Here is a 22,163-nt window from a genome sequence, read left to right on the forward strand (position 1 = left end):
TTGAAGGTCAAATCGAGGTACTCTGGGATAGTGACTCGCCAGCCATCGCTCAAGTTGGCCTCATCGCGGACGAGAGCGGGCAAACCAAGGTGACGATTTGGGAGAAATCGAATGCCCCGTGGATCGAAGAAGGCGAACAGGTGCGCATCCACGGAGCGGCGAGAAATTGGTACGAAGGACGCGTCTCACTGGCCGTTACTGGGTGGTCGACCCTTCATTTCCCGGAGCGCGGTCGCTGGTGGGAATAGCCAGTCGTCGCAGCCCTCTTTTTTGCTACGTGCCGGACCGACCCAGACCCCACCGCCCCACCCTCCGCTCCGTGCTCGTTCCGTGAGACTCGCATTCGCTCGTCTCACGTGCCCTCGTTCGCGATGCTCACGAGGACTCCGCTGCGCGCGCAGCCACGACCTCCGGAGCAGTTTTTCTGGCACCGCGATGGGTGCCGGCGCAAGCAGACCGGCGAGATTGGAGCGATGAAGCCGTTTGACCGTGCGATGACGAAAGCGCTGGAGAACGCACGATTCGATCCGACGAGTGGGGAAGCAGTCTGAATTGAGGAGGACTACTGCTCTCCACCACTCGCGATGGAACGGGCCGAAGTCCTCGACGACTACTTTACCGACATCACGGTTGTCGAGGAAGACATCGACGAAGCCACCGGGTGGCAGCGAATCGACGACCTGCCAGGGCTGTGGGAGCAAGCATTTGAGGAAGTATAGTCGAATAGAGCATGTCTCAGATGTCTGTACAAGGCGGGCGCGGAGAGAGTCGACGGCTGACTCAGGTGTGAAGTTGCTGCGGTGGCGAGCGTCACTGCAACGACCATCCGGTCGCATCGAGATACAGGAGAAGCAGCTAACCTGATCGTCGCCGCTATAGAGGGAAGAATAGTTTCCTTAGGAAATTATTTGCAGTTACAGTACGTAGCATCCAGTATGACCGAAACGTGGGATGACATCAACGAGCAGGTCAAAGCGGACTGGAAAGACGACACCACGCCATTCGAGCGGGTGTACGAAATCATCGAGCAGACTCACGACGGACAATCGGCAGCCGAGATTGCCGACCGTGCTCTTGTCAGCGAGCCGACGGCCCGGCGTCACTGCAAGTCACTCGTGAACACAGGTTTCGCCGAGACGGAACCAGACGGTCAAACGACATTGTATCGTCGCAATAGCGACCGGGTTCTGATGTCCCGGATCCGGGAACTCCGCGAGGAGACGAATCGGACAGAGCTGCTTGAGGGCATCAAGGAGATGAAAGCCGAGGTTCGTCGCTACGAGAATCGCTACGACGTAGTGTCACCCGAGGAGCTCGCCCAGCAACTCGACGCCGACGAAACGGAGGGATGGGACGATCTCACTGCGTGGCGGACGACGCGACAGAATCTCGCGGTCGCCCAAGCAGCACTCGCCTACGACGAGGCCAGTCACCAGCTCGCTGTATGAGTGAGGACGACCGAGCCGGTGAGTTCGGCTCCATCTATCTTCCAGCCCTCCAGCGGATTCGCAATCTCTGGCTCGAACTCGAACCGTTAGTTGAGGAAACGTTGTACGATAACGTCGTCGCACCCACAGAACTGCAGATCAGCCTCACTGACGGGCTTGGAGATGCCGACACAACGCGACTCGATATCCAGTGGAGCGAGCTGGGGATGTACTCGTTCCATTACGTCGATAGCGAAGACCGCAACTGGCGATTCGACCGCCACCCGAATACGCACTCACCAGAAATTCATTTTCATCCGCCATCCGACGCGGCCGCTGTGGCGGCCGAACCATCCTGTATCGACGTAACTGAGGTGTCACTCGTGACCCGGGCGGTCCACGCAATGTGGCGGGCAGCGTACGAAAACAACGACATTGAGCATCTGAATAGCGCATCAAACCCACTATAACCCAAGGGAACGTACTTGGCGCCATTACTGTGCATACGAACTGCAGTTCTCTGCTTGTTCATGATGTGTGATTTGTTCGCATGACTCCACTCATGGGAGAGGGGTTCAGTCAAGCCACTCACAGAGCATCAGCATCGGTGAGAGTCTATCGGCGCTGTGAGCCGTGCAGCGCTGCGTACAAGCGCTGGACTCACCGATGGAGCAACTCCCACCCACAGAGTTCGACTTTGGCGCTAGCGCCGTGACGGTCTGGTTTGCGCGACCTATCGTCGGTTTGTTTATCACTGGACCAGGGGCGACTCCGATAATCGAACACGGGGCGGCGTTCCTCCGGATCGTCGCCCCGACGTGGGTCATCATGGCCTCGTACCATATGATGAACGGGGCGTTCTACGGGTCCGGATCGACCCATATGGCGATGGGTATTGGCGTGACGACGCTGTGGGGAGTCCGCGCACTTACTGTAGTCCTACTCATACTCGTGTTCAGTTTCGGTGCAGCAGGTGCGTGGTACGCTATCGCGCTTTCTAACGTTACAGCAGCCATTGCGGGGGCGATTTTCTTCTTCCACGGACGGTGGCTGCAGGACGTTCTCGCGGACGAATCGGTGGAGGAAACAGCACGCGACGTAGATTCTGGAGCCTATGACTGATTGACTGGCTTCCGTGCTGCTCCCTCTGGAGATCTGAGGAATTTCACACTAACTAGTACTTATTGCATACTGTGGACATACTTCATATGTGTACGACGAAATCCTCATTCCGACAGACGGAAGCGGTGGGATGAAGCGCGTGGCTGAGCATGCGCTGACACTCGCAGAATTATGCGATGCTACTGTTCATGTGTTGTACGTCGTCGATGACACGGCCTATGCGTCAATTCCTGATGACACTCGCGAACGGGCTCGAGAAGCGCTCGAAGGGGATGGTAAGAGTGCGACGGAAGCGATCGCCGAGCGTGCGTTCGACAGAGATCTCGCCGTCACCCGCGAAATCCGGTGGGGAGATCCAGCAGTCGCAATCATCGCCTATGCAGTCGAAAACGACATCGACATGATTATCATGGGAACTCGCGGAAAAACCGGATTCGAGCGGTATCTACTGGGAAGCGTCGCCGAAAAAGTTGTACGCGTCTCACCAGTCCCCGTCGTCACAGTCCATGCTGGTGACCGTGAAGCACTGCTCACAGAACTTGACGAGCTGATTGGGACGTAAACTCCTCGTCGACTGTCTCACTCACAATCTCGACAAGGCACTCTGAACGTTAGATATAGAGAAGTAGTTCACAGTCGCTGCGCTATCCAGTGTTGATAGAACAGCCGTGCCGAGTAGAGGTCGGATGTAGATTCACCGGGCCAAACCACTGATTCCGTGAAATCACTGAATTGAGGTGGGCTATCCCGTAGTTTTTGATGGTTTGGTGACAATCAAATTTATTATAGCTACGAGGATAGTGTCCCGGATTGAGGAGTTCTTCGAGGAACAGACAGACGATAACCTTCCCGTCTCACCGACTGATCTGATACGAGACGCCTATCGTTGGATGACGAAAGTGGTCATCCTTTGATTTCGACCGCCCCTCGCGAGCATAGTAGTGCTTCACTTCCACCATGAGTCGGTGAGGCGGGGAACCGCCTCTCGAACTCGGCGCGGACCTAATGTGATGGTGTGGTAGTATCCGCGGAAATTCTCGCCCTGTGAATCATCGTCGCTCTGGACCACTTGAGGGTGCTGGGGAATTTTCGGAGCTGATGGAACTGACCGAGTACTGTATGTCGAGACGACGTCGACGACCCCGCTCAACAACATGGAGGAGTAGTAGTCTACTTGATTCGGTCGACAGTTATCTGACCGTCGTAGCCGACGAATACTTCGCAATTTCCGCAGGTGAACCTGAGCGACGAACGTCCATCGGTCGCGAGCGATGCGACGGCATCAAGATCAATTTGCTGTCGGAGTGGTGGGAGCGAGAGCGGATCGCATCCGAGTTCGGCTGCAATTCGCCAGACGAGAGTCGCGACGAACTCGTCAGGATCGTCAATGGTAGTGCCGTCGGCGGTCGGCTCAACGGCCGGATACACTGCCCTCGTTTGGTGGCACTCTATGCTCCCTTCATCCTGAACCCCCTCAGACATATGATTGTCAAGTTGCAGTTCGTCGATATGAGTGTCTCTGTGAATTCCGCGTCTCGGGAGTTCGGAATTTAGAAGAGTCGTCTTCGCTCTACCATGCCGGATGGTAGTGGTTGCCCGTCTGTAGGGATATGGCAAAACGATTCATTCGATCCCGTCCGAAGCATGATCGGCTACTGGAGCTCCGGGAGCGACTCGAAAGCGGTGAGATCGAGATAAAGGTGCCGTTTGGCCGTGTGGTGACGAAGGCGCTTGAGAACGCCCGATTTGACCCGATGAGTGAAGAGGCTGTGTGGATCGAGGAGGTTACTGCTCCCAACGCTCGCGATGGGGCGTGCCGAGATCCTTGAAGACTACTTCACGGACATCATAATCGGCAAGGAAGACATCGACGAAGTCACCGGATGGCAGCGAATTGACGACCTCCCGGGGTTGTGAGAACAGGTACTCAGTCAGACGTGATGGCGAGTACTCAACACGCCACCCATCTGTCTGAGGTTTTCTTAGCGCTGTGAGCGGTGCAGCGCTCAGACTGAGCGCCTACCTATCCATGAACCGATTGTTACTCGAAGAGCTCAGCCCAACGAATCGCGTCCTCAAACGTGCTCAATACGAAGCGTTCGAGTTTTCGCTCCTCAACTGCGACGTTCAAGTTCGTAACGAGAACCATCAGAATCCGATAAACCACGAATACCGCGTCACAATCGTCAGTGACGTCCCAGCGGCCTGTGAATGCCCCGCAGATAGAGCCTACGACACTCCCTGTAAACATCGTGTCACCGTCGCGATTCGACCACGTATTCTTGACCTCGTGACGAAAGTGCAAGCCGCAACAGACGGCGGGACCACAGCCGACGAGCAGTATGACAGCACTGAGTTAGACCACTGTGCGTGTGACAAACTCAGTAAGGAGTTCCCCTGCTGGAACTGTGTTCGGACCGGTCAGAAGAAAGTTCCCGAGAAGTAGATACCAGCAAGTCCGTTAGAATATTCCTTGTAACTGGTCTCTTGATGTACCAGTTACTCAGTAGGGCAGGTGTATTGAGCATGTTTTCTCGGCTCGCGTGTCGCAATCCCGGGTCGCAGTATATCGGTCGGTGTGACCGGTGTCGGGTTGGGCAAGACGAACATTACGATGAAGTACAGGGATCGTTCGATACGGGGTATTTCTTGTCGGAGTTAGTACGTATCTCGGCATCTATATTCTCTGGGAACCTAATTATAGTACGTTATAGACATGTCAGCCACGACAACTACGGAAAATCTAGAAACCGTGAAGGGGCTCTACGAATCGTTCGCCGAGGGTGATATCGAGGCCATACGAGATATCATGAATCCCGATGTAGTGTTACACGAACCGAAGGGGATTACCGGCGGAGGGACGCACCGCGGATTCGACGACATCGTCGAGAACATCTTTTCCAAGTTAGGAACTGAGTGGGTGGACGTTTCGGTTGTCCCAGAGCGATACGTTGCAGACGACGACACTGTCGTCGTACTCCACACCTGGAGTGGTACCTATAGCAAGACAGGGAAGTCAGTCGAATACCCGAACGTACATGTCTTGGATTTCGAGGACGGAAAGGTCGTTCAGTGGACGTCGTACGCTGACACCGCATTGTTTAACGCCGCGCTCGAAAATTAGCCTGTACGAACAATACTCTCAAAAAAAGCAACAGTATTACAGAGTACCTCTTTAATGCCTCTGGAAGCGTATCTACTGCTAGTCAACCGACGTAGCTGCCTGAGTGTTGTTGCGGAGGAGAGCACGTGTGGGGTTCGACAAGAGAGTTGAAACCAATGCCCACTTTTGAGCACACAGTCGAGATTGCAGCGCCCATCGAACGCGTCTTCGCCTTCGATTCTAACCCCGAGAATTGGTCTCGGACGATGGCCAGCCTTCGAGACCTCGAAATCGTCGAAGAAACTGACGAGGGGACTCGCATGCATGCCACGTACAAACTGCTCGGCATCTCATTGGATACCGAGATGCAGATGACTATCGTTGAGCCGAACGCACACATCGCGATTACAACCGAGAGTCCTGGCATGAAGGGTGAAGTACACAACTACTTCTCGGAGACCGACTCTGGAACGAAGGTCGTCCTCCAGGCCGACTACGAGTTCGGCGATTCGCTCCGTAACCGCCTGCTCGAACCCGTGGCCACGCGCTATAACAACCGTCAGTTCAAGAACCATCTCCAGAACACCAAGGACGTCATCGAAGCGGAGATGGCCGCCGAGATAGCGAGCCCAGCCTGACCGGCTTCGTTCGCTCGATACTCATTCGGCCCGGCTCGTCTGTCCGGGCTCGATTCTATCCGATAAGCGAATTCGTAACCGAAGGTTTGTGAGAACATCTTGGCGTAGTCTGCCCTGACTACCCTCGAACTGGAGATGATTTCATGCGATATACCTGCCCTGTACTGAGCGACCGCCAATCAAGAACTAGTAGCATCTGAGAGGTTCAGCAGAGTCACACCAGCACGTCTGCGGTAGTTTTTCTGCCCCCTAAGGGGTGCGGGGTGCAGATAACGTGCCTCGCTGAGTACCGATGGCAACGAGCGACATCTATGACAGTGGCTTCGACGAAGACGTACCGACTGACAACACGACAGCGTGCCCGGAGTGCAATGGACGAGTCAGAACGAACACAGCAGAGACAGCCTGTGAAGACTGCGGACTCGTGATTGAGGAGCAACAAATCGACCACGGACTGGAATGGCGGACGTTCGACGACGATGAATCCTCCAGCAAACGAACGGGGGCACCACTCACTGTGGCACGTCACGACCGCGGTCTCTCAACCGAAATCGGACGCTGGCGAGATGCGAGTGGAAACAAGATTTCAGCACGAAAACGCCGGCAGCTCGGCCGACTACGACGAGAACAGCGCCGAGGTCGCTGGCGGTCGAAAAGCGAGCGGAATCTCGCGCACGGCTTGGGCGAAGTTCGTCGGATCGCAAGCGCGCTGGGACTCTCAGAGACAGTTCGTGATCAGGCTTGCCAGCTCTTCAGGAGTGCCAAGCACGAGGATCTCCTGCTTGGTCGGTCGATCGAAGCGATCGCCGCAGCGAGCGTGTATGGCGCGTGTCGGTGCAACGACTCGAGAGTGACGCGGGGCGAGATCGCTGAAAGAGCCCAGGTCGAGCGAAGTCGAGTCGTGAACGCCTACAAGACGCTGAATACAGAGCTGGGGCTGCCAGCCAACCCGGTTACACCGCAGTCGCTCATCCCGCGGCTCGCTTCGGAGCTAGTAGTCGAGGATGCTGTTCGGCGGCGAGCACTCGAACTCGCAGAACTGGCGCACAGTTCGACAATCGCGAACGGGCGTCAGCCAGCAGGGGTCGCTGGCGCTTGTCTCTACATCGCTTCTCAAGAATATGGGCAGGGGCTCAGACAAACAGACATTACGGAGGTAGCTGGAACAACTGCAGCAACGCTTCGTTCTCGACGTGACGAACTCTCTACGGCAATCGACTCGGAGGTCTCAGCGTAGAGGCTGATGTCCATGATGGATCTCTTAACCAACAATAGCGGTATCTTAGTGTTTGTTGGTTAAGACCACGCGTATTGCTCAGGAAGAGATGACTAATCGAGGAGCAATTGAAATCAGCTTCCACAGTGTGTAGTGAGCTATTTTTGTGGGGCCAAATGACTGAGCCCCTCAGGGCTTCGTGATTCAATGTCTGAGCAACCATCAACAGATCCGTTTGAGGAGTGTGAGCTAAGTCCCGACGCGATTCTCGGTACTCGCACTTTTGAGGATGTCCTCTTCACAGACGAGACGGAAACACCGGTGAATGTACTGACCGGCGAGACACCTGAATATTTGCGAGCGACCGCCGACGGAGCTCTATCCTTCGCCGCAGGAATCGACAGTGAGACACCGCACATTGCGCTCCCTGCAATCAGTCGAAGCGCAGGTCGAAACAAGAAGCAAGCCGTACACAGCGGCTGCTTTCTTCCATTTCAAGGCGACTGGGTCACTCGAACGACATCGTGCCTACCACGCCGCCTACAACTCAGAGACATTCTCAGTTGAGTTCGAGGCCGATTACGAGAGCGGAGACCTGACAATCAGCGTCGAGGAGGAGGACTGCCAGTCGGAGTTCGAGAACGCCTAGCCAACGTCGTCAGTACTATTTTTTGAGCGCCGGCGATGGGTGCCGGCGCACTAGGTAGTGATGCGGTCCAAGTCGGGTGCGTCGGCAGAGAAAGTGAAAACCGATGCACATGGTCATATACGCACTGGTAGAGGTATCGACGCGAGACGACGCAGTAGCAACCGGCAAAGCAGTGTTCGATCGGCTAGTTGGAGCCGACCCGCACGCTGACGCCGTATTCGACTACTACGTCACGTTCGATCAAGAAGACACGACAGTAGCACGGAAAGCTCGCTGGGGGGACCTCCCGGTTGCAGCGCACGTCGACTCTGAAGGTGGACAGAAACTCTTAGAGCGCGGTTGGGATGCAACGAAGAATGAGTTCCAACGAAGCCTCAACCGAGTACGGGAGGCACTCGACGAACTCTCCGACGAGGAGATCATGCGTGATGAGGATCTCGCCCGGCACGCCTTCGATCAAGTTGGCGCCTCCGACGGCCCCTCGATTTTCCTATACGACGAACACGGGTGCGGGATTCGGCACCGAGAGCAACTGGATCGCATCGTCGACGAGAGCGACGACGAGAGCGACGACCTCTGGATCGTTCCGGCTGACGTCCACTTCTGACAAATGTTATTGACCTACCGATTAGGATTTGAGCTATTATAGTTCAAACTATTATAGTCTGTCTCCTAACTTCGGAGCACATATGTATCTCCTACGACGACGGGGGGTATGGACCAGTTCGTCAATCGTATCGATGAGCTCGATCGGTTGCAGACCCTCTATGAGAGTGGCGCTGCAGAACTCGCGATAATTTATGGGCGCCGTCAGATCGGGAAGAGCGAACTCGTCCGCCAGTCGATTGTTGACCGCGACGATGCCGTATACTATCAGGCAGTCCAAGGAACAGCAACGACACAGCTTAGGCGATTCGTCGAGGCAGCAGCGACGACCTATCCCGACATCACAACCGTCAAAGAGGAATGGGAACCGCTCTTAACGTACCTCACCGACAGAGATGCCATCATCGTCATCGACGAATTCCCGTACCTTATCGAATCGAACGAGGGACTTCCCTCGGTCATTCAACACCTGTGGGATACAGCCATCGACGAGAGCCAAGCGACGCTCGTACTCACAGGCTCCGCAATCGGCATGATTCATACCCACGTTCTCGATGGCGGTGCGCCACTCTACGGCCGGGTGTCCCAGACACCGAATGGTCGCCTCGAACTCACCCAGTTGCCGTTTCGCTCCATCCAAGAGTTCGTGCCGACCTACGATCCTGAAGAGCGGGTGTTCGTCTATGGCGTCTTCGGCGGCACACCCCGATATCTCAGTCCTCTCAATCCATCACAGTGCCTCGGAGAGAACATTACTCGGCTGCTGTGTGATCCGGATGGCCCGCTCCATGACGAACCCGAGACCGTCCTCCAGATGGAGCTCAACGAGGTAGACACGTATTTCTCTGTGCTGGAGTCGATGGCCAGCGGGAACCGCAGTCGAAACGAGATCGCTCAGGGAGCTGGCATCGAGAGTACCAACACATCGTACTACTTCGACCGGCTGGAAACGCTCCAGATCATCGAAAAACACCATCCGGCACTCGCAGATCCGACGCGCAGCAAGCGGACTCGGTACCAGATTCGGGACCCTGTCTTCCGGTTTTACTTCCGGTATCTCTACGGCCGCGCGGGACAGTACGAACTCTACGGCGAGAACGCCTACGCAGATCTCATCGAACCGGAACTTCCCGACTTCGTCAGCGAAACGTTCGAATCGCTCTGTCATCAGGCAGTGCCGGCGCTCTATGCAGACTACCAGCTCACACAGGTACCAAGCCAGTGGTGGCACAAGGGCAGGGAGGTAGACGTCGTCGCACCAACCGACGGGTCGACGCTGATCGCTGGCGAAGCGAAGTTCACCAACACCCCCCTCGGTTATGATGTGCTTTCGGATCTCGAAGACGACGTGGAGCACATCGACTGGACGCCCACTACAGGTGGTGAGCCGAGGTATGAATTCGCCTTGTTCAGCCGCTCTGGGTTCAAACGTTCTGTCGAGGAAGCTGCAGACGAACGTAACAACCTTCGTCTCTTCGATTTGTCCGATATCGTTGCCATGCTCGAGAGTAGAGCCGACCAGTAACGTCGGACGGTAACAGTTGAGAATGGTTTTTAGACCTCTGAAAGGGAGGTCAGGTACCGATAATCAGAAATCTCGATTGAGCGGTACGCAACGCTCAAAGAGACAAGTGGCCTCGAAATGACTCCAGCGCAGTCGGAATCTCACTCAAGGATTTCAGCTCGAAGACGCCCGTGAAAACATAGAAACGCTCTGGGAGTATATCCATGAATTCGTTGCAGAGACGTATCGAATCCAGCCAGCAGATCTACACGAAGAGTGATTCTTTTAGCTGTGGCACAGAATGGTGAAACCATAGTATGGGCCCAAACGCCGAGCAGAGAGCGGGAAAATCTGAGATACATATCGATCCCGACCGTCTGGCACAACGGCTCAACGCGATTGACCAGTGGATCGAGCATGTCCGTTCAACCCCTGCGCCGCAATGGGGAGCCGAACTAAACGAGTTGATTAATTTACAGATCAGTAGCGCGGAGGCGCTCTCCGGAACTCGAGAGGAGGGATCCCCACAATTCGACCAATTCGATCCAGATGCAATCCGTGCAGCAGGGCGAACGACTGGCTGAGTATCGGTATCGCTGTTGGGTTCTCGAACGTTAGCTGTAACTTCTTACTGCACGTTCAACGACCGCATCAAGCGCTCAACGGACGAACGCCGGCTGAAGAGGTTAACTAGACAGTGCCGGTTTTTGAATGAGTTCACCGCGATTTTGAACGGGAGGAATTGTACAACCGTTAAGTTCCGATGCGAAAAACAACTGGAGACTATGGTATACGAAAATCTTGACAAAGAGCTCATCAACGCGTTTCTCGGGAATGGTCGGGTGAGTCTGCGTAGTCTTTCTGAGGAATTGGATGTCTCGGTGACAATGGTCTCGAATCACATCAACGATCTCGAAGACGAGGGAGTGATTACCGGGTATACGCCGATTCTGACGAGGCCGGCGTCCCGGAGCTCGTTGATGTGATGGCGGACCTGTTCTCAGTGCGGTCGATGCCGTCTTTGAGGTACTCGTAGACCTCGGTCGCGGTCAGGGCCCCTCGGATAGAATGTCGAGAATCATCGCTTGCACCGGTTTGTAGATAGCGTCCGAAACCCAAGTGTCGCGCACCGCAATGTCGTCGAGATGGGGGTCAGTATCAGAATCACTCATACGGGAACTGAGCGTGAGCACGTGGGAAAGGTAGCAGGACACGAGTCAGGCAGGCGTCTATCGAGGACCAATTCCAGAATAAACCCAATAGCGAGAGCTCTAGATGGTTTGTTTTCAGTCTTTAATATATGTCTTTCAGATCTCTTTGGTCGTGTACTCGGGGTTAATTCATCGTACGATGACCACCCGGACTGTCTGTTCGGCACCACGACTATATAGGATGAGTATAGGGTTGTGAACCATGGAAGTACGCAGGAAGACCCTCGCAAAGTTGCTCGTGGTAGCGTTTATCTTCAATTTAGTCGTGATGGGTGCGGGGGCATACTTCGCCTACCAACAGTCGCCCGAGCGTCCGGAGCGCATCGTCGGTCCCGAGGGCGAGGTGATTACAACGAACGAACAGATCGTTGAGGGGAAGGCTGTGTTCCAGCAGAACGGCCTGATGAATCACGGGTCGATACTCGGAAACGGCGCGTACTTCGGCCCTGATTACACGGCCGACGCACAGGAGCGGTTAGTATCGAATATGCGCGAGTACGTCGCCCGGGAACGCTACGACACGCCGTACGCAGAGCTCCCCGAACCAGAGCAAGCGGCCGTAAACTCGGTCGTTTCTCGCCAACTCCAAGAAGGTGACCTCGGGACCACCATCCAACTCACCGCCGCAGAGGCATACGCCTACGAACAGGTGCAGCAAGCCTACGTCGAGCGGTACTACGGCGGTGCAGCCGAACACGGCGTCCCCCAACAGTTCATCGAAACACGTACGGACGCCCGGCGGTTCGCGGACTTCGCTCTCTGGACCGCGCTATTCTCGTCGATTGACCGCCCGAACAGCGACGTCTCGTGGACGAACGAGTGGCCGTACAACCCCGGTGCCGGAAACACGCCTTCGACATCCGCAATGACGTGGAGCGTCGTCGCAATGGTACTCCTCGTCGGCGGGGGCGGCGCCGGCATCTGGCTGTACAACGCCGCCGAACTCCCCGAACCCGACGCTGACGGCGTCGACGTCCCCCACCCCAACGAGATCGACCTCTTTCCGAGTCAGTTCGCCGCGATTCGCTTCGTCCCGGTAGCAGCTGCGCTGTTCGTCATCCAGACGCTTCTCGGGGGGTTGATGGCCCACTACTACATCGAACGCGAGGGGTTCTACGGCATTGCGGAAGCCCTTGGTATCGACGCGATGGCGACCCTGCCCTTCGCAATCACGAAAGCCTGGCACATCGACCTCGCAATCCTCTGGATCGCCACCCTCTGGCTCGGCGTTGGCCTCTTCCTCCCACCGTTGCTCACCGGACACGAGCCGAACAACCAGAAACGGTACATCCACGTCCTGTTGGGCGCACTGGTCGTCGTCGTCGGCGGCGGATTACTGGGTATCTGGCTCGGCGCTCAGGGCTACATCGACGGTGCGCTCTGGTGGATTCTCGGCAACGAGGGTCTGGAGTACTTGGAGGTCGGGCGCCTCTGGCAGGTCGGTCTGCTCGCCGGGTTCATTTTCTGGGCGGCCCTTGTCGCTCGGGGCTTCAAACCCTTGCTCGACCGAGAAGAGCCCTACGGGCTCGCCCACATGATTCTCTATGCGGGCGGATCTATCGCGCTGTTGTTCTCCGCGAGCATGCTGTATACGCCCCAGACCACGATGCCGGTGACGGAGTTCTGGCGGTGGTGGGTCGTCCACATGTGGGTTGAGGGCGCCTTCGAATTCTTCGTCGTCGCCATCATCGGCATCTCGCTCGTCTCCATGAACCTCCTCACTCGGCGCAGTGCCGAAAAAGCCGTTATGTTCGAGGCGCTGTTCGTCATGGGTGCGGGCGTCATCGGTGTTAGCCACCACTATTGGTGGGTCGGTATGCCCGGTTACTGGATCCCCATCGGCAGCGTCTTCTCCACGCTGGAGTTCATCCCGCTGGTCTTCATCCTCTACGAAGCCCTCGGTGAGTACCGCGCGATGATGGGGGCGGGCAAGGACTTCCCGTATCGGCTGGCGTTCATGTTCATCATCGCCAGTGGGTTCTGGAACTTCGTCGGCGGGGGCGTGCTCGGGTTCTTCATCAATCTCCCGCTCGTGAACTACTACGAGCACGGCACGTTCCTCACGGTCGGCCACGCCCACGGCGCGATGTTCGGTGCGTTCGGCTTCCTCGCGCTCGGCATGGCAGTCTACGCCCTCCAATTCACTACCAAAGCCGGAAAGTGGGATCCGACGAACCTCAAGCGCGCGTTCTGGGTATTGAACGCCGGGCTCGCGTGGATGGTCTTCATTGGTGACGTCCCCGTCGGCTTCCTCCAACTAGAGACGGTCTTCANCCGGGCTCGCGTGGATGGTCTTCATTGGTGACGTCCCCGTCGGCTTCCTCCAACTAGAGACGGTCTTCACGGAGAACTACGACGCCGGCCGCTCACTCGCATTCTACAACCGTGACATCGTCCAGTGGCTGTTCTGGGCGCGCCTGCCGGGCGACATCCTCATCATCGTGGGTGCGGGCATGTTCGCCTACGACGTCCTGAAGAAACGGTTCGTCCGCCGCGAGGAACCCGACACCGTCGCTGACGGAACGATCATTTCTCGGCGTATCTTCGCCGAAGACGACGATTAACGCCTACAGTCACTCAAATCTCTCCGATACCGGCGTTGTTGAAATTCTCTTTACGGCGTTCGATTTCGTCTGCCGGATCGTTTCACCCGGGGTGATCGTGCGCGATACGAAGTGCACTGTTTCTGAAAAGTAGAGAAGGGGTTTAACGACGCCAAATTCACTCACCTTGAATTAAGTCAATGGATATCCCCACCGCTGAGCAGTACGTTCATCTCAATTCACCACGAACATTTTCTCATGCCTGTCAACGTTCTCGTCGCCTTCGACGGGTCCCCACTTTCCGAGCGCGCGCTCACATACGCTATCGAGACCTTCCCGGATGTGCCATCTCCTCGATTTACGTTATTAACCCTCTTGACTCGGTTATCGATGTGGAGGTTGGCGGCCTACCAGTCGCCGAAACCTGGTACGAGGATGCGGAAAAAGAAGCAACCAGAATCCACACGACAGCCACGGATCTCGCGGCGGAACGGAACACCACACTTGTTACCGTCACGGAAGTCGGGAACCCGGCACGAACGATCTTGGAATACGCTGACAACCACGACGTCGATCAGATCGTTATGGGCAGTCACGGCCGCTCAGGAATCGACCGTGCACTCCTTGGGAGCGTTGCCGAGACAGTCACCCGTCGAGCACGGATCCCGGTGACGATCATCAGCTGAGTCATTCGGACAAGAAGGACAGGAGGGGAGTCCACAGTATGGAGGACCCGCTTCGTATGCAGTCAGATGGGGACACAATGACAGACCTACAATACAAAACCACAATGCAGCCGATGGAGAGATCGCGTGACCGTTACTGAATCATCTCCGCTATCGACATGTGTTGTCCAGATCGAACGACAAGGCGGTCGCGGTGAGGCTGGAGCGCGAGCCCTCGAACGACACCTCAGAGACACACCCGGCGTCCACGACGTCGACGCCTCGTTCCGAACGGGAAGCGTTCGAATCACCTACGACGAGAGCGTCACCTCAGAGGAACAACTTCGAGAAGTGGTCCAAGGCCGTGCCATCTCGGTCCGGAACGAATCCGATGCGACAACTGACGAGGTGACCACCCGCTCGGATCTCAGGCGGGAGGCAGTGTTTGTCGGTCTGACGCTGCTCGGCATGGTAACCGGTCTCGTAACGGGGTGGCTCAACGGACCGCCACTTCTCATGTGGGCCGGCTACGGCGTCGCGTACGCCTTCGGTGGGTGGTACGGACTCAAAGGGGCTATCGAGACGCTTCGCCACCGTGCCGTGGATATCGACCTGCTGATGATTGTCGCCGCGCTCGGTGCCCTCTCGATTGGGGCACCGTTCGAGGGCGCGATGCTCCTCTTCCTGTTCTCGCTGTCGAACACGCTCCAACACTACGCTATCGGCCGTTCACGCCGCGCCATCAAGTCCCTCATCGAGATGCGGCCGGACGAAGCGCAGGTCCTGCGTGACGACGGGGAGGTCACGGTTCCCATCGACGAAGTCGCCGTTGGCGACGTGCTCGTCGTTCGTCCCGGTGACAAGATACCGCTCGACGGCATCGTCACGTCCGGCGAGGGAACGGTCGATCAGGCCTCGCTCACCGGCGAGTCCGTACCTGTACCGAAGGAGCCCGGCGACGAGGTGTTCGGCGGCACGATCAACGAGAGTGGGAGCCTCGAGATCGAAGTTACGCGGCAGGCCCACGAATCGGCGATCAGCCGCCTCATCACCATGGTCGAAGAGGCCCAGAGCGAGAAGGCCCCGACACAGCGGCTCATCGACCGCCTCGAACAGCCGTACGTCCTCGGCGTGTTCGCGCTCACAATCGCAGCGATCGCAATTCCGGTCGCGCTCGGCAACGAGTTCACTGGGACGTTCTACCGCGCGATGACGCTCATGGTCGCCGCCTCGCCGTGTGCAGTCATCATCTCGACGCCCGCGGCAGTCCTCTCGGCAATCGCCTCCGGCGGCAGGCAGGGCGTGCTGTTCAAGGGCGGCGAACACGTCGAGACCGCAGCGAAGATCGACGCGGTCGCGTTCGACAAGACCGGTACGCTCACCCAGGGCGACACGCAGTTGACCGACGTGTGCGTCCGTGACGGGACGGCAGACCAGACACTGACCGAGGACGGGCTGCTCTCCATTGTGGCCGCAGTACAGGCCCGCTCGGAACACCACCTCGCTCGTGCGACCGTGACGGCGGCAGAAGCACAATCACTCGACGTCGCAGACGCGGAGCGGTTTCAGTCGGTCGCCGGGAAAGGGGTCAGAGCAAACGTCGATGGCATGACGACGCACATCGGGAATCGCAGTTACTTCCAGACCGTTCTCGGAGACGCGGCGATCGACGGTCTCGAACTAGGCCTTGACCGCCTCCAGATGTTAGAGGCAGAGGGAAAAACGAGCGTCCTCGTCGCCCGAGAGCGTCACGGCGAAGTCTGCGTGTTGGGGTGGCTCGCCTTCACCGACACCGTTCGCCCTAACGCGGCCGAGATGATCGACGACCTCCGCTCGCTGGGCGTGGAGCACATCGTCATGCTGACGGGCGACAACAAGCGCGTCGCACAGCGTATCGCCGATGACGTCGGTATCGACGAAGTCCAGGCGGAACTGCTACCGGAAGAGAAAGTGGCGACGATCGAAGACTTGGTCGAGCGACATGAGAACGTGACGATGGTCGGCGACGGCGTCAACGACGCGCCAGCACTCGCCACAGCAACTCTCGGTATCGCCATGGGCGGTGCGGGAACCGACGTCGCGCTTGACACTGCCGACGTGGTACTGATGGGCGATGATCTCAGCAAGATTCCCTACGTGCTCGGCCTCGGACGTAAGACCCGTCGAACGCTCACCATCAATCTCGCCATCGCCTTCGGCGCGATTGCACTCATGGTCGGCACGATCCTCCTCTGGGGGATCCCCCTCCCGCTCGCAGTGGTCGGTCACGAGGGCTCGACAGTTCTCGTCTCGCTGAACGGCCTTCGGTTGCTCGGCTTTCGCGGGTGAGCACGTTACAGAGGGTGAGGGCCATGGTCAATACAGAGGACGAGTGATCCGTCGATAACAACCGTGCACGACGGACAGAAATTATGGAGACGTATGACGACGACTGAGTGAGGCGCGGACGAATAGCCAGCCATCAACTGGTAGATGAGGTAATGGCTCCCGCTAGGTTCAGCCACGAGAAAATCGAAGACCGTATGCACCGAGATGGCTAGCCTCAAACTACTGCGACCTCGTCGGCCTTGATCTCCGCTGATACGAACTCTGTGTTACTGATTACGTCCCTTGCTAATCCGTTTCAACTATTGAGAGTGTGTTTGGCGAGCGACAATTACCGACTAGTCTACTATCGGCGAACGCGTCCTCTACCTATTGTGCTTCTTGACTTGGCCCGATCATAATCGAACGTAGAATGAATATCATTCCAATCGAAACGAGTCCCGCTTGAACGACTGCCGCTGAGAGAAGCGACGTATTGAGGACGCTGTAGATGAGGCCTTCACAGATTGCACCGACACCGATAAAGATGAACCCGATGGAGACGTAGACCATCGGATACATCCTGCTTCGCTGGTAGGCATAAAAGGCGAGATAGGCGACTGCGAGGCTGAGGATCAGTACAAACAGCTTCACGAGCACGATTGGGAGACTGATCATGTGCTGTCTCTGAAGTTCTCCCAGAGGGCGCGGAAGTTGTCGGCCAGTTCGTCACGTTTCTCGACGGACAACTCGAAATTCCCCTCCGTGATGGAGACGTGAAACGCCTCGAGCGTCGTCTCGAAGCGCTGTTTGTGTTCTCCACCGGACCCAATCGTCGAGTGGACCTTAATCAGGTCGTGCTCTTGCAGTGTCGAGATGCGACGATAGATCGTCGCTAGCGACGCATCACAGATTTCACTGAGGTCTTTCGCCGTTCGCGGGTGTTCGTCGGCAGCTAGCAAGATTTCCCGTGAGTAGTCGTCGGCGAAGACGCGGAAGAGGACCGTCGATTGGTTGGTCTCTCCTGGTGCCATACGAGACGTTGCGAGCACGTCATCATAGGAGCGACGGTTCGCACTAGGAGTCGTCGTCCGTCTACCCATTCCCGGATCGAGATAGGTAACCGTACGTAGAGAGGCTTTTCCACGAACAAGCAAAAGGCCACCTCGCTTTACATCCTGAGAGCAGGAACAACAGTTCAGAATGAATCCGCTCTCGAAGCGGCACCTCAAAGCGGCGGTGGCGAGCGTCGGTTCGTTCGTGCTCTTTGGGGTAGTCACCGGCCTCGTTCCCAATCCGATCTACGTTCGGATGGTCCCACGAACGGTACTGGACTACTTGTTTCTCACACTCACAGCCGCGTTCATCGGCTTCTACGTACTACAACGAACGTCCATTCAGCGCGATGATGAGAAGACGGCAACGGCGGGTACCGTACTTGGATTTCTCGCGTTCGGCTGTCCGACCTGTAACGTCCTTCTGCTAAGCCTGTTCGGTAGTTCGGCTTTGCTGACGTACTTCGACCCGCTGCGGCCACTACTCGGCGGCGTGAGCGTCGTCCTCTTCGTCGCACTTCTTTACGTTCGCTCTCGCCCTCTATCCTCCTGTGAATCGTGCGGTGCTGGATCAGAAACTCATACGGAGAACACCCCATGACGACGGCGGCCACAGAACCAACCGAAGATACGAGTTCGATGACCCGATGGTCGCTTCTCGCGGTCGGAGGGGCTGTGAGTCTCTGCTGTCTCTTCGCGACTCCGGCAACGATGAGCGCCGTCGGAACGTCCGCCGCAGGGGGGTCGACGGTAGCGCCGACGGATGGACTCGTTCAGATTCTTGTCTCCATGGCGGCCGTCGGAGTACTCGGACTCGCAGTCCGTCTTCGGACTGGACTACGGTCTTTCTCGAAGTAGCTCGAACAGACGTTCTCGACCTCTCGAAAAAGGACGCGATTACTGCTCAACGCCGCTGTCGGGAACGACTGTACAGTAACGCGGATCTCCGACTCGGGCGAGGTATCCGACGAGGAGTAACAGTCCACCTACTCGCAGGAGGTTTCCGTGAAACGGAAGCAGTGCGAGCGCACCAGCGAATCCCAAGAAACCGAGTATCCCCGCTCCACAGCTTGCACAACCCGCCGCGAGGAATCCCGGAACCGCACTCGAGAGACCGCCCGATTCAGCAACACCGACGCGCTTGACTCGATTCGCGACGTTTGTAATCGCGATACCGGTCAGCATCGCGTACGAAACGATCAGACCGAGACCGACCGGTCCAGCGGTCGCGTACGAATTCGCCGTCAACTCGACGATGGCGTCGTCAAGATATCCGATATTCGCGCTGACCATCTGAACCGAGTACTCCGGAAAGGAACTCAGAACGAGAAGGACGTAACTGATCATGGCACCCCCGACGCACAGAACCAGCCGGGTCCACGTAGTGAGTGGGAACCCCAGAGCGGCGAGGAACCGTTCGGCGTGACGTTCCAGAGACGGCGAATTCATGTGTTTTGTACTCGCGTAATCGCCTCGTCGAATCGCTCGTAGGGTTGCGCTCCGATGATCTTCCCCGCTGCGTCCGCATCTCGGTTGTAGAGAACGAACGCCGGTGTCGCTTGAATCCCGAACTGCGATGCCTGATCCATATCCCGAGCTATCGACTGCTTGATGTCGGGCCGGTGTTGGCTCGCACACGATTCAACCGCACTCGCGTCGATTCCGTCGATATTGGAGGCGATATCGAACAGGTTCTCTTTAGAAATCCACTCCGAGTTCCCACGCTCCTGTTTCTCGAATAATGTCGAGTGCCACCGCCAGTACGCTTGCGGCGAGCTGTTCCGTACCTGCCGCCAGACGCACCGATCCAGCACCGCGGCGGTCATCGACGACGATCCGAGATACGGGAACTCGATGAACACGACGCGGACGGTCCCTGACCGAACGTGGTTTTCGATGAGTTTCGGGAACGCGTTTCGTTCGAAGCGACGGCAGAACGGGCACTGGTAGTCGCTCCAATAGTACATGTCGATCGGCGCATCCAACGAACCCATGATCGCATGGCCCTGTAGATCGACTCCGAGGCCGGTCGTTTCGGAACTGACGTGAACTGGTGCCGTTCTCGAAACAGTCTGATCTGACTCGAGTGTGGAAGCGCCGTAGACGATACCGCTCCCGGCGACAACTGAACCGACCCCCGCGACCATGGCCCGCCGTCTCGTGAGCGAGTCGGGGAGGTCCATACGGCGTACTATAGGCAACTCGGTTAAGTCGTGTGCGGCGATGTGCTGAGCCTGCAAAAAAGTCGAAGTGCAGTAGTTCGACTGTTGCGACGTACTTGCTGGCTCGGAGAAACGTCAATCCTCTTCACACGGGTAACTGGGCCTCACGAGCCTTCGATACCTCAACGGATCTGAACTCCTATCGTCAAGCGAGTACCAGTCACACCGCTCTCATCTGATGCTCCGACCGGCTACCCGACAGCGCGATCGTTTCACATACAGGTCGGTTTCCGGTTCGTCAGGCAGCGTTCGGAGTGTTGTCGCGCATCTCGGCAGGGTTACTCATCCCCTCTTTGACACCGTATTTCACGAGTAGGACGTTGACCGGCCACGCGACGAGGAAGCCGATGGAGAGTGAGAACGCGAGGGCAGTCCAGAACAGGATCTCGCCCATGTGCGTCTGGCTGGCGAGCAGCAGTTCGGTGCCGATGGCGAAGACCTCCATAACGGTGATTGAGGGCGTCTCGCTCAGCAGTGCGTCCCACGTCGCTTCCTTGAATCCGACACCGTCCTGCATCAGTGGGCCGATGGTAAGTGCGTATCCGAAAAGGTACGCGAAGCCGAACGTAACGGCGGCGACCCACCCGACGGTGAGCGCAAGGATCCCTTGCGCGAGCGTGATTCCGACGACCTCCCCGGCACCACACCCTGAGTAGCAGTGACTGGTTGAACGGAACCCACGCCGCCAGACCGAGTCGTTGGGGATCTGTGTTCGTCCAGAGTACCAGTAAATGGCGAGGCCGAACGGTCCCGAGTAAAAGACGCAGAGTGTCCAGACCCCTTTCATCATGGAGCCGAGTACCTGATTGTTCGTCCGGAGATCCCACCAGAGGACGCCGACTGAGACGAGGACGATTAGCCCCCATACGCCGGCGACGAGCGGATCAGAGAGGAAGGGGACGAGTACCTCCCGAGCCGGTTCGAAGAACCGCTCAATCGTCGTGATTAGTCCTTCAGATGATTGCATCGGTAGACCGACGTCAAGCCCATTAGTCTCCAACATTCTCAATGAATTATTGGAGAGCCAGTATTAACTGAATTCTGGCTTCGATTCTTAGGTGCGAATTTAAATGGACTTTTGCGTGTCTCTAATGTCGCAGTCGATGTACGGATGTTCAAGAGGTTATCTAAACAGTGACGACTCGGAGGATGTATCCCGGATCTGAAATAATTTCTATCCGTGGCGTTCGGGGTGACTGTCTATCGAGTGCCTGATGTGGGGAGACCAACTTTCGTGGAGCGTAGTGTCGAACTATTCGCCGCTGACAGGTACCTCCCAGAGGAGGATGGCCGCCGCCCCGACGACGAGAACGACGCCACCGACGCCCAGTGCGAACAGCGGAGAGACGGCGTCAGATANNNNTCGCCATCGCGCTCAGAACGGTGGCGCGACCGAGCGTCTCCACGCGGTCGTTGATGTACTGTCCGGCGAACGAACGGGTGACGTCCGAGACCCCCCGAATCAGGAGGAACGTCGGAAGAGCGAGCACCGGCAGGAGATACATCCCGATCAGCGCGCCACCGACGGCGAACGGGAGGACGAGAAACCACGTTCGCAGTCCGATCGCTTCCCTGATCGCCCCCGTGTAGTAGTTGAGNAGCGCGCCACCGACGGCGAACGGGAGGACGAGAAACCACGTTCGCAGTCCGATCGCTTCCCTGATCGCCCCCGTGTAGTAGTTGAGCACCGCACCGACGAGACTGTACGCCGCATAGAACCACCCCAACAGGGCTTCGACCTGCGATTTTTGGATTCCGAGGTCGAGAACGACGGTCTCGAAAATCGGCTGGAGGAAGACGAATACGAGGTACGTGACCGCGGCGTACAGAACGTAGTAGTAGAGTAAGAACGACCGCAAACGACGGCGTGCGAGGACTTAGTCCACAGGAGTTGATTC

At 57.1% G+C, this 22,163-nt stretch carries 21 protein-coding genes and 6 pseudogenes; 19 read left to right on the forward strand and 8 right to left on the reverse strand.

Annotated features, from left to right (window positions below; all coding sequences use genetic code 11):
- From C474_RS07480 to C474_RS07505, 6 genes and pseudogenes are all read left to right on the forward strand, one after another.
- Positions 1-248, forward strand: a pseudogene (locus tag C474_RS07480) (DNA-binding protein); the annotation flags it as partial.
- Positions 249-584: 336 nt separating this feature from the next.
- A complete protein-coding gene (locus tag C474_RS23285) occupies positions 585-719 on the forward strand; it encodes a hypothetical protein (RefSeq protein ID WP_008385495.1) in 135 nt (44 codons plus the stop codon).
- 216 nt (positions 720-935) lie between these two features.
- Complete coding sequence (locus C474_RS07490; RefSeq protein WP_008385497.1) at positions 936-1,448, forward strand: winged helix-turn-helix domain-containing protein; 513 nt, start codon at positions 936-938, stop codon at positions 1,446-1,448.
- Entirely contained in the window at positions 1,445-1,897 is a 453-nt protein-coding gene (locus C474_RS07495) for a hypothetical protein (RefSeq protein ID WP_008385499.1), read from the forward strand. The genes C474_RS07490 and C474_RS07495 overlap by 4 nt, the downstream gene beginning before the upstream one ends.
- A gap of 196 nt (positions 1,898-2,093) precedes the next feature.
- Complete coding sequence (locus C474_RS07500) at positions 2,094-2,549, forward strand: MATE family efflux transporter (protein WP_008385500.1); 456 nt, start codon at positions 2,094-2,096, stop codon at positions 2,547-2,549.
- 88 nt (positions 2,550-2,637) lie between these two features.
- Complete coding sequence (locus tag C474_RS07505) at positions 2,638-3,111, forward strand: universal stress protein (RefSeq protein ID WP_049916825.1); 474 nt, start codon at positions 2,638-2,640, stop codon at positions 3,109-3,111.
- Between the two features lie 292 nt (positions 3,112-3,403).
- Here the strand turns inward: C474_RS07505 and C474_RS23655 are convergent, their stop codons facing one another.
- Both C474_RS23655 and C474_RS22010 read right to left on the reverse strand, forming a co-directional pair.
- Positions 3,404-3,574 (reverse strand): DUF7845 domain-containing protein, encoded by a 171-nt coding sequence (locus C474_RS23655; protein WP_449404849.1) that lies wholly within the window; start codon positions 3,572-3,574, stop codon positions 3,404-3,406.
- Between the two features lie 145 nt (positions 3,575-3,719).
- Positions 3,720-4,031 (reverse strand): HalOD1 output domain-containing protein, encoded by a 312-nt coding sequence (locus C474_RS22010; RefSeq protein WP_008385503.1) that lies wholly within the window; start codon positions 4,029-4,031, stop codon positions 3,720-3,722.
- Between the two features lie 276 nt (positions 4,032-4,307).
- Here C474_RS22010 and C474_RS23060 point away from each other — a divergent pair, with 276 nt between their 5' ends.
- The 12 genes and pseudogenes from C474_RS23060 to C474_RS07565 all read left to right on the forward strand — a co-directional run bounded on the left by C474_RS23060 (position 4,308) and on the right by C474_RS07565 (position 17,012).
- Positions 4,308-4,466 carry a hypothetical protein gene (locus C474_RS23060; protein ID WP_239640398.1) on the forward strand — a complete coding sequence of 53 codons (159 nt, stop codon included), beginning with the start codon at positions 4,308-4,310 and terminating at the stop codon, positions 4,464-4,466.
- A 112-nt stretch (positions 4,467-4,578) separates the two neighbouring features.
- On the forward strand, positions 4,579-4,995 hold the full coding sequence (locus tag C474_RS21325) for an SWIM zinc finger family protein (RefSeq protein WP_083861975.1): 417 nt from the start codon (positions 4,579-4,581) through the stop codon (positions 4,993-4,995).
- A gap of 270 nt (positions 4,996-5,265) precedes the next feature.
- Positions 5,266-5,673 (forward strand): nuclear transport factor 2 family protein, encoded by a 408-nt coding sequence (locus tag C474_RS07520; protein WP_008385509.1) that lies wholly within the window; start codon positions 5,266-5,268, stop codon positions 5,671-5,673.
- Between the two features lie 155 nt (positions 5,674-5,828).
- A complete protein-coding gene (locus C474_RS07525) occupies positions 5,829-6,290 on the forward strand; it encodes an SRPBCC family protein (protein ID WP_008385510.1) in 462 nt (153 codons plus the stop codon).
- Positions 6,291-6,582: 292 nt separating this feature from the next.
- Positions 6,583-7,527, forward strand: a complete 945-nt coding sequence (locus tag C474_RS21330) for a transcription initiation factor IIB (RefSeq protein WP_008385513.1) — start codon at positions 6,583-6,585, stop codon at positions 7,525-7,527.
- A gap of 186 nt (positions 7,528-7,713) precedes the next feature.
- A pseudogene (locus C474_RS07530) lies at positions 7,714-8,155 on the forward strand (hypothetical protein).
- Between the two features lie 103 nt (positions 8,156-8,258).
- Positions 8,259-8,762, forward strand: a complete 504-nt coding sequence (locus C474_RS07535) for a hypothetical protein (RefSeq protein WP_008385515.1) — start codon at positions 8,259-8,261, stop codon at positions 8,760-8,762.
- Positions 8,763-8,870: 108 nt separating this feature from the next.
- Positions 8,871-10,286, forward strand: coding sequence for an ATP-binding protein (locus C474_RS07540; protein ID WP_008385516.1), 1,416 nt, complete (start codon positions 8,871-8,873; stop codon positions 10,284-10,286).
- Positions 10,287-11,050: 764 nt separating this feature from the next.
- Positions 11,051-11,212: pseudogene (locus C474_RS07545) on the forward strand (winged helix-turn-helix transcriptional regulator); the annotation flags it as partial.
- Between the two features lie 466 nt (positions 11,213-11,678).
- Positions 11,679-14,040 (forward strand): annotated as a pseudogene (locus C474_RS07555) (nitric-oxide reductase large subunit).
- A 237-nt stretch (positions 14,041-14,277) separates the two neighbouring features.
- Positions 14,278-14,705, forward strand: a pseudogene (locus C474_RS07560) (universal stress protein).
- A 126-nt stretch (positions 14,706-14,831) separates the two neighbouring features.
- The gene (locus tag C474_RS07565) at positions 14,832-17,012 is read left to right on the forward strand and encodes a heavy metal translocating P-type ATPase (RefSeq protein WP_049916826.1); all 2,181 of its coding nucleotides are present in this window, start codon (positions 14,832-14,834) and stop codon (positions 17,010-17,012) included.
- Positions 17,013-17,378: 366 nt separating this feature from the next.
- Here the strand turns inward: C474_RS07565 and C474_RS07570 are convergent, their stop codons facing one another.
- Together C474_RS07570 and C474_RS07575 are read right to left on the reverse strand one after the other, a co-directional pair.
- A complete protein-coding gene (locus C474_RS07570; protein WP_008385521.1) occupies positions 17,379-17,666 on the reverse strand; it encodes a DUF7521 family protein in 288 nt (95 codons plus the stop codon).
- A complete protein-coding gene (locus C474_RS07575; RefSeq protein ID WP_008385522.1) occupies positions 17,663-18,022 on the reverse strand; it encodes a winged helix-turn-helix domain-containing protein in 360 nt (119 codons plus the stop codon). The genes C474_RS07570 and C474_RS07575 overlap by 4 nt, the downstream gene beginning before the upstream one ends.
- A 169-nt stretch (positions 18,023-18,191) precedes the next feature.
- Between C474_RS07575 and C474_RS07580 the strand changes: the two genes are divergently transcribed.
- On the forward strand, positions 18,192-18,644 hold the full coding sequence (locus C474_RS07580; RefSeq protein WP_049916827.1) for a hypothetical protein: 453 nt from the start codon (positions 18,192-18,194) through the stop codon (positions 18,642-18,644).
- A gap of 296 nt (positions 18,645-18,940) precedes the next feature.
- Here C474_RS07580 and C474_RS07585 read toward each other — a convergent pair whose 3' ends face one another.
- The 4 genes and pseudogenes from C474_RS07585 to C474_RS07600 all read right to left on the reverse strand — a co-directional run.
- A complete protein-coding gene (locus C474_RS07585; protein WP_204366075.1) occupies positions 18,941-19,390 on the reverse strand; it encodes a hypothetical protein in 450 nt (149 codons plus the stop codon).
- Between the two features lie 98 nt (positions 19,391-19,488).
- Positions 19,489-20,226: a DsbA family protein gene (locus C474_RS07590; RefSeq protein WP_204366076.1), complete on the reverse strand. Its 738-nt coding sequence runs from the start codon at positions 20,224-20,226 to the stop codon at positions 19,489-19,491.
- Between the two features lie 277 nt (positions 20,227-20,503).
- Positions 20,504-21,232, reverse strand: a complete 729-nt coding sequence (locus C474_RS07595) for a DUF4396 domain-containing protein (protein ID WP_049916829.1) — start codon at positions 21,230-21,232, stop codon at positions 20,504-20,506.
- Positions 21,233-21,517: 285 nt separating this feature from the next.
- Positions 21,518-22,142, reverse strand: a pseudogene (locus C474_RS07600) (MFS transporter); the annotation flags it as partial.
- Positions 22,143-22,163 lie beyond the last annotated feature (21 nt).

Origin of the sequence: Halogeometricum pallidum JCM 14848, from assembly GCF_000337095.1 — an archaeon.
GTDB lineage: Archaea > Halobacteriota > Halobacteria > Halobacteriales > Haloferacaceae > Halogeometricum > Halogeometricum pallidum.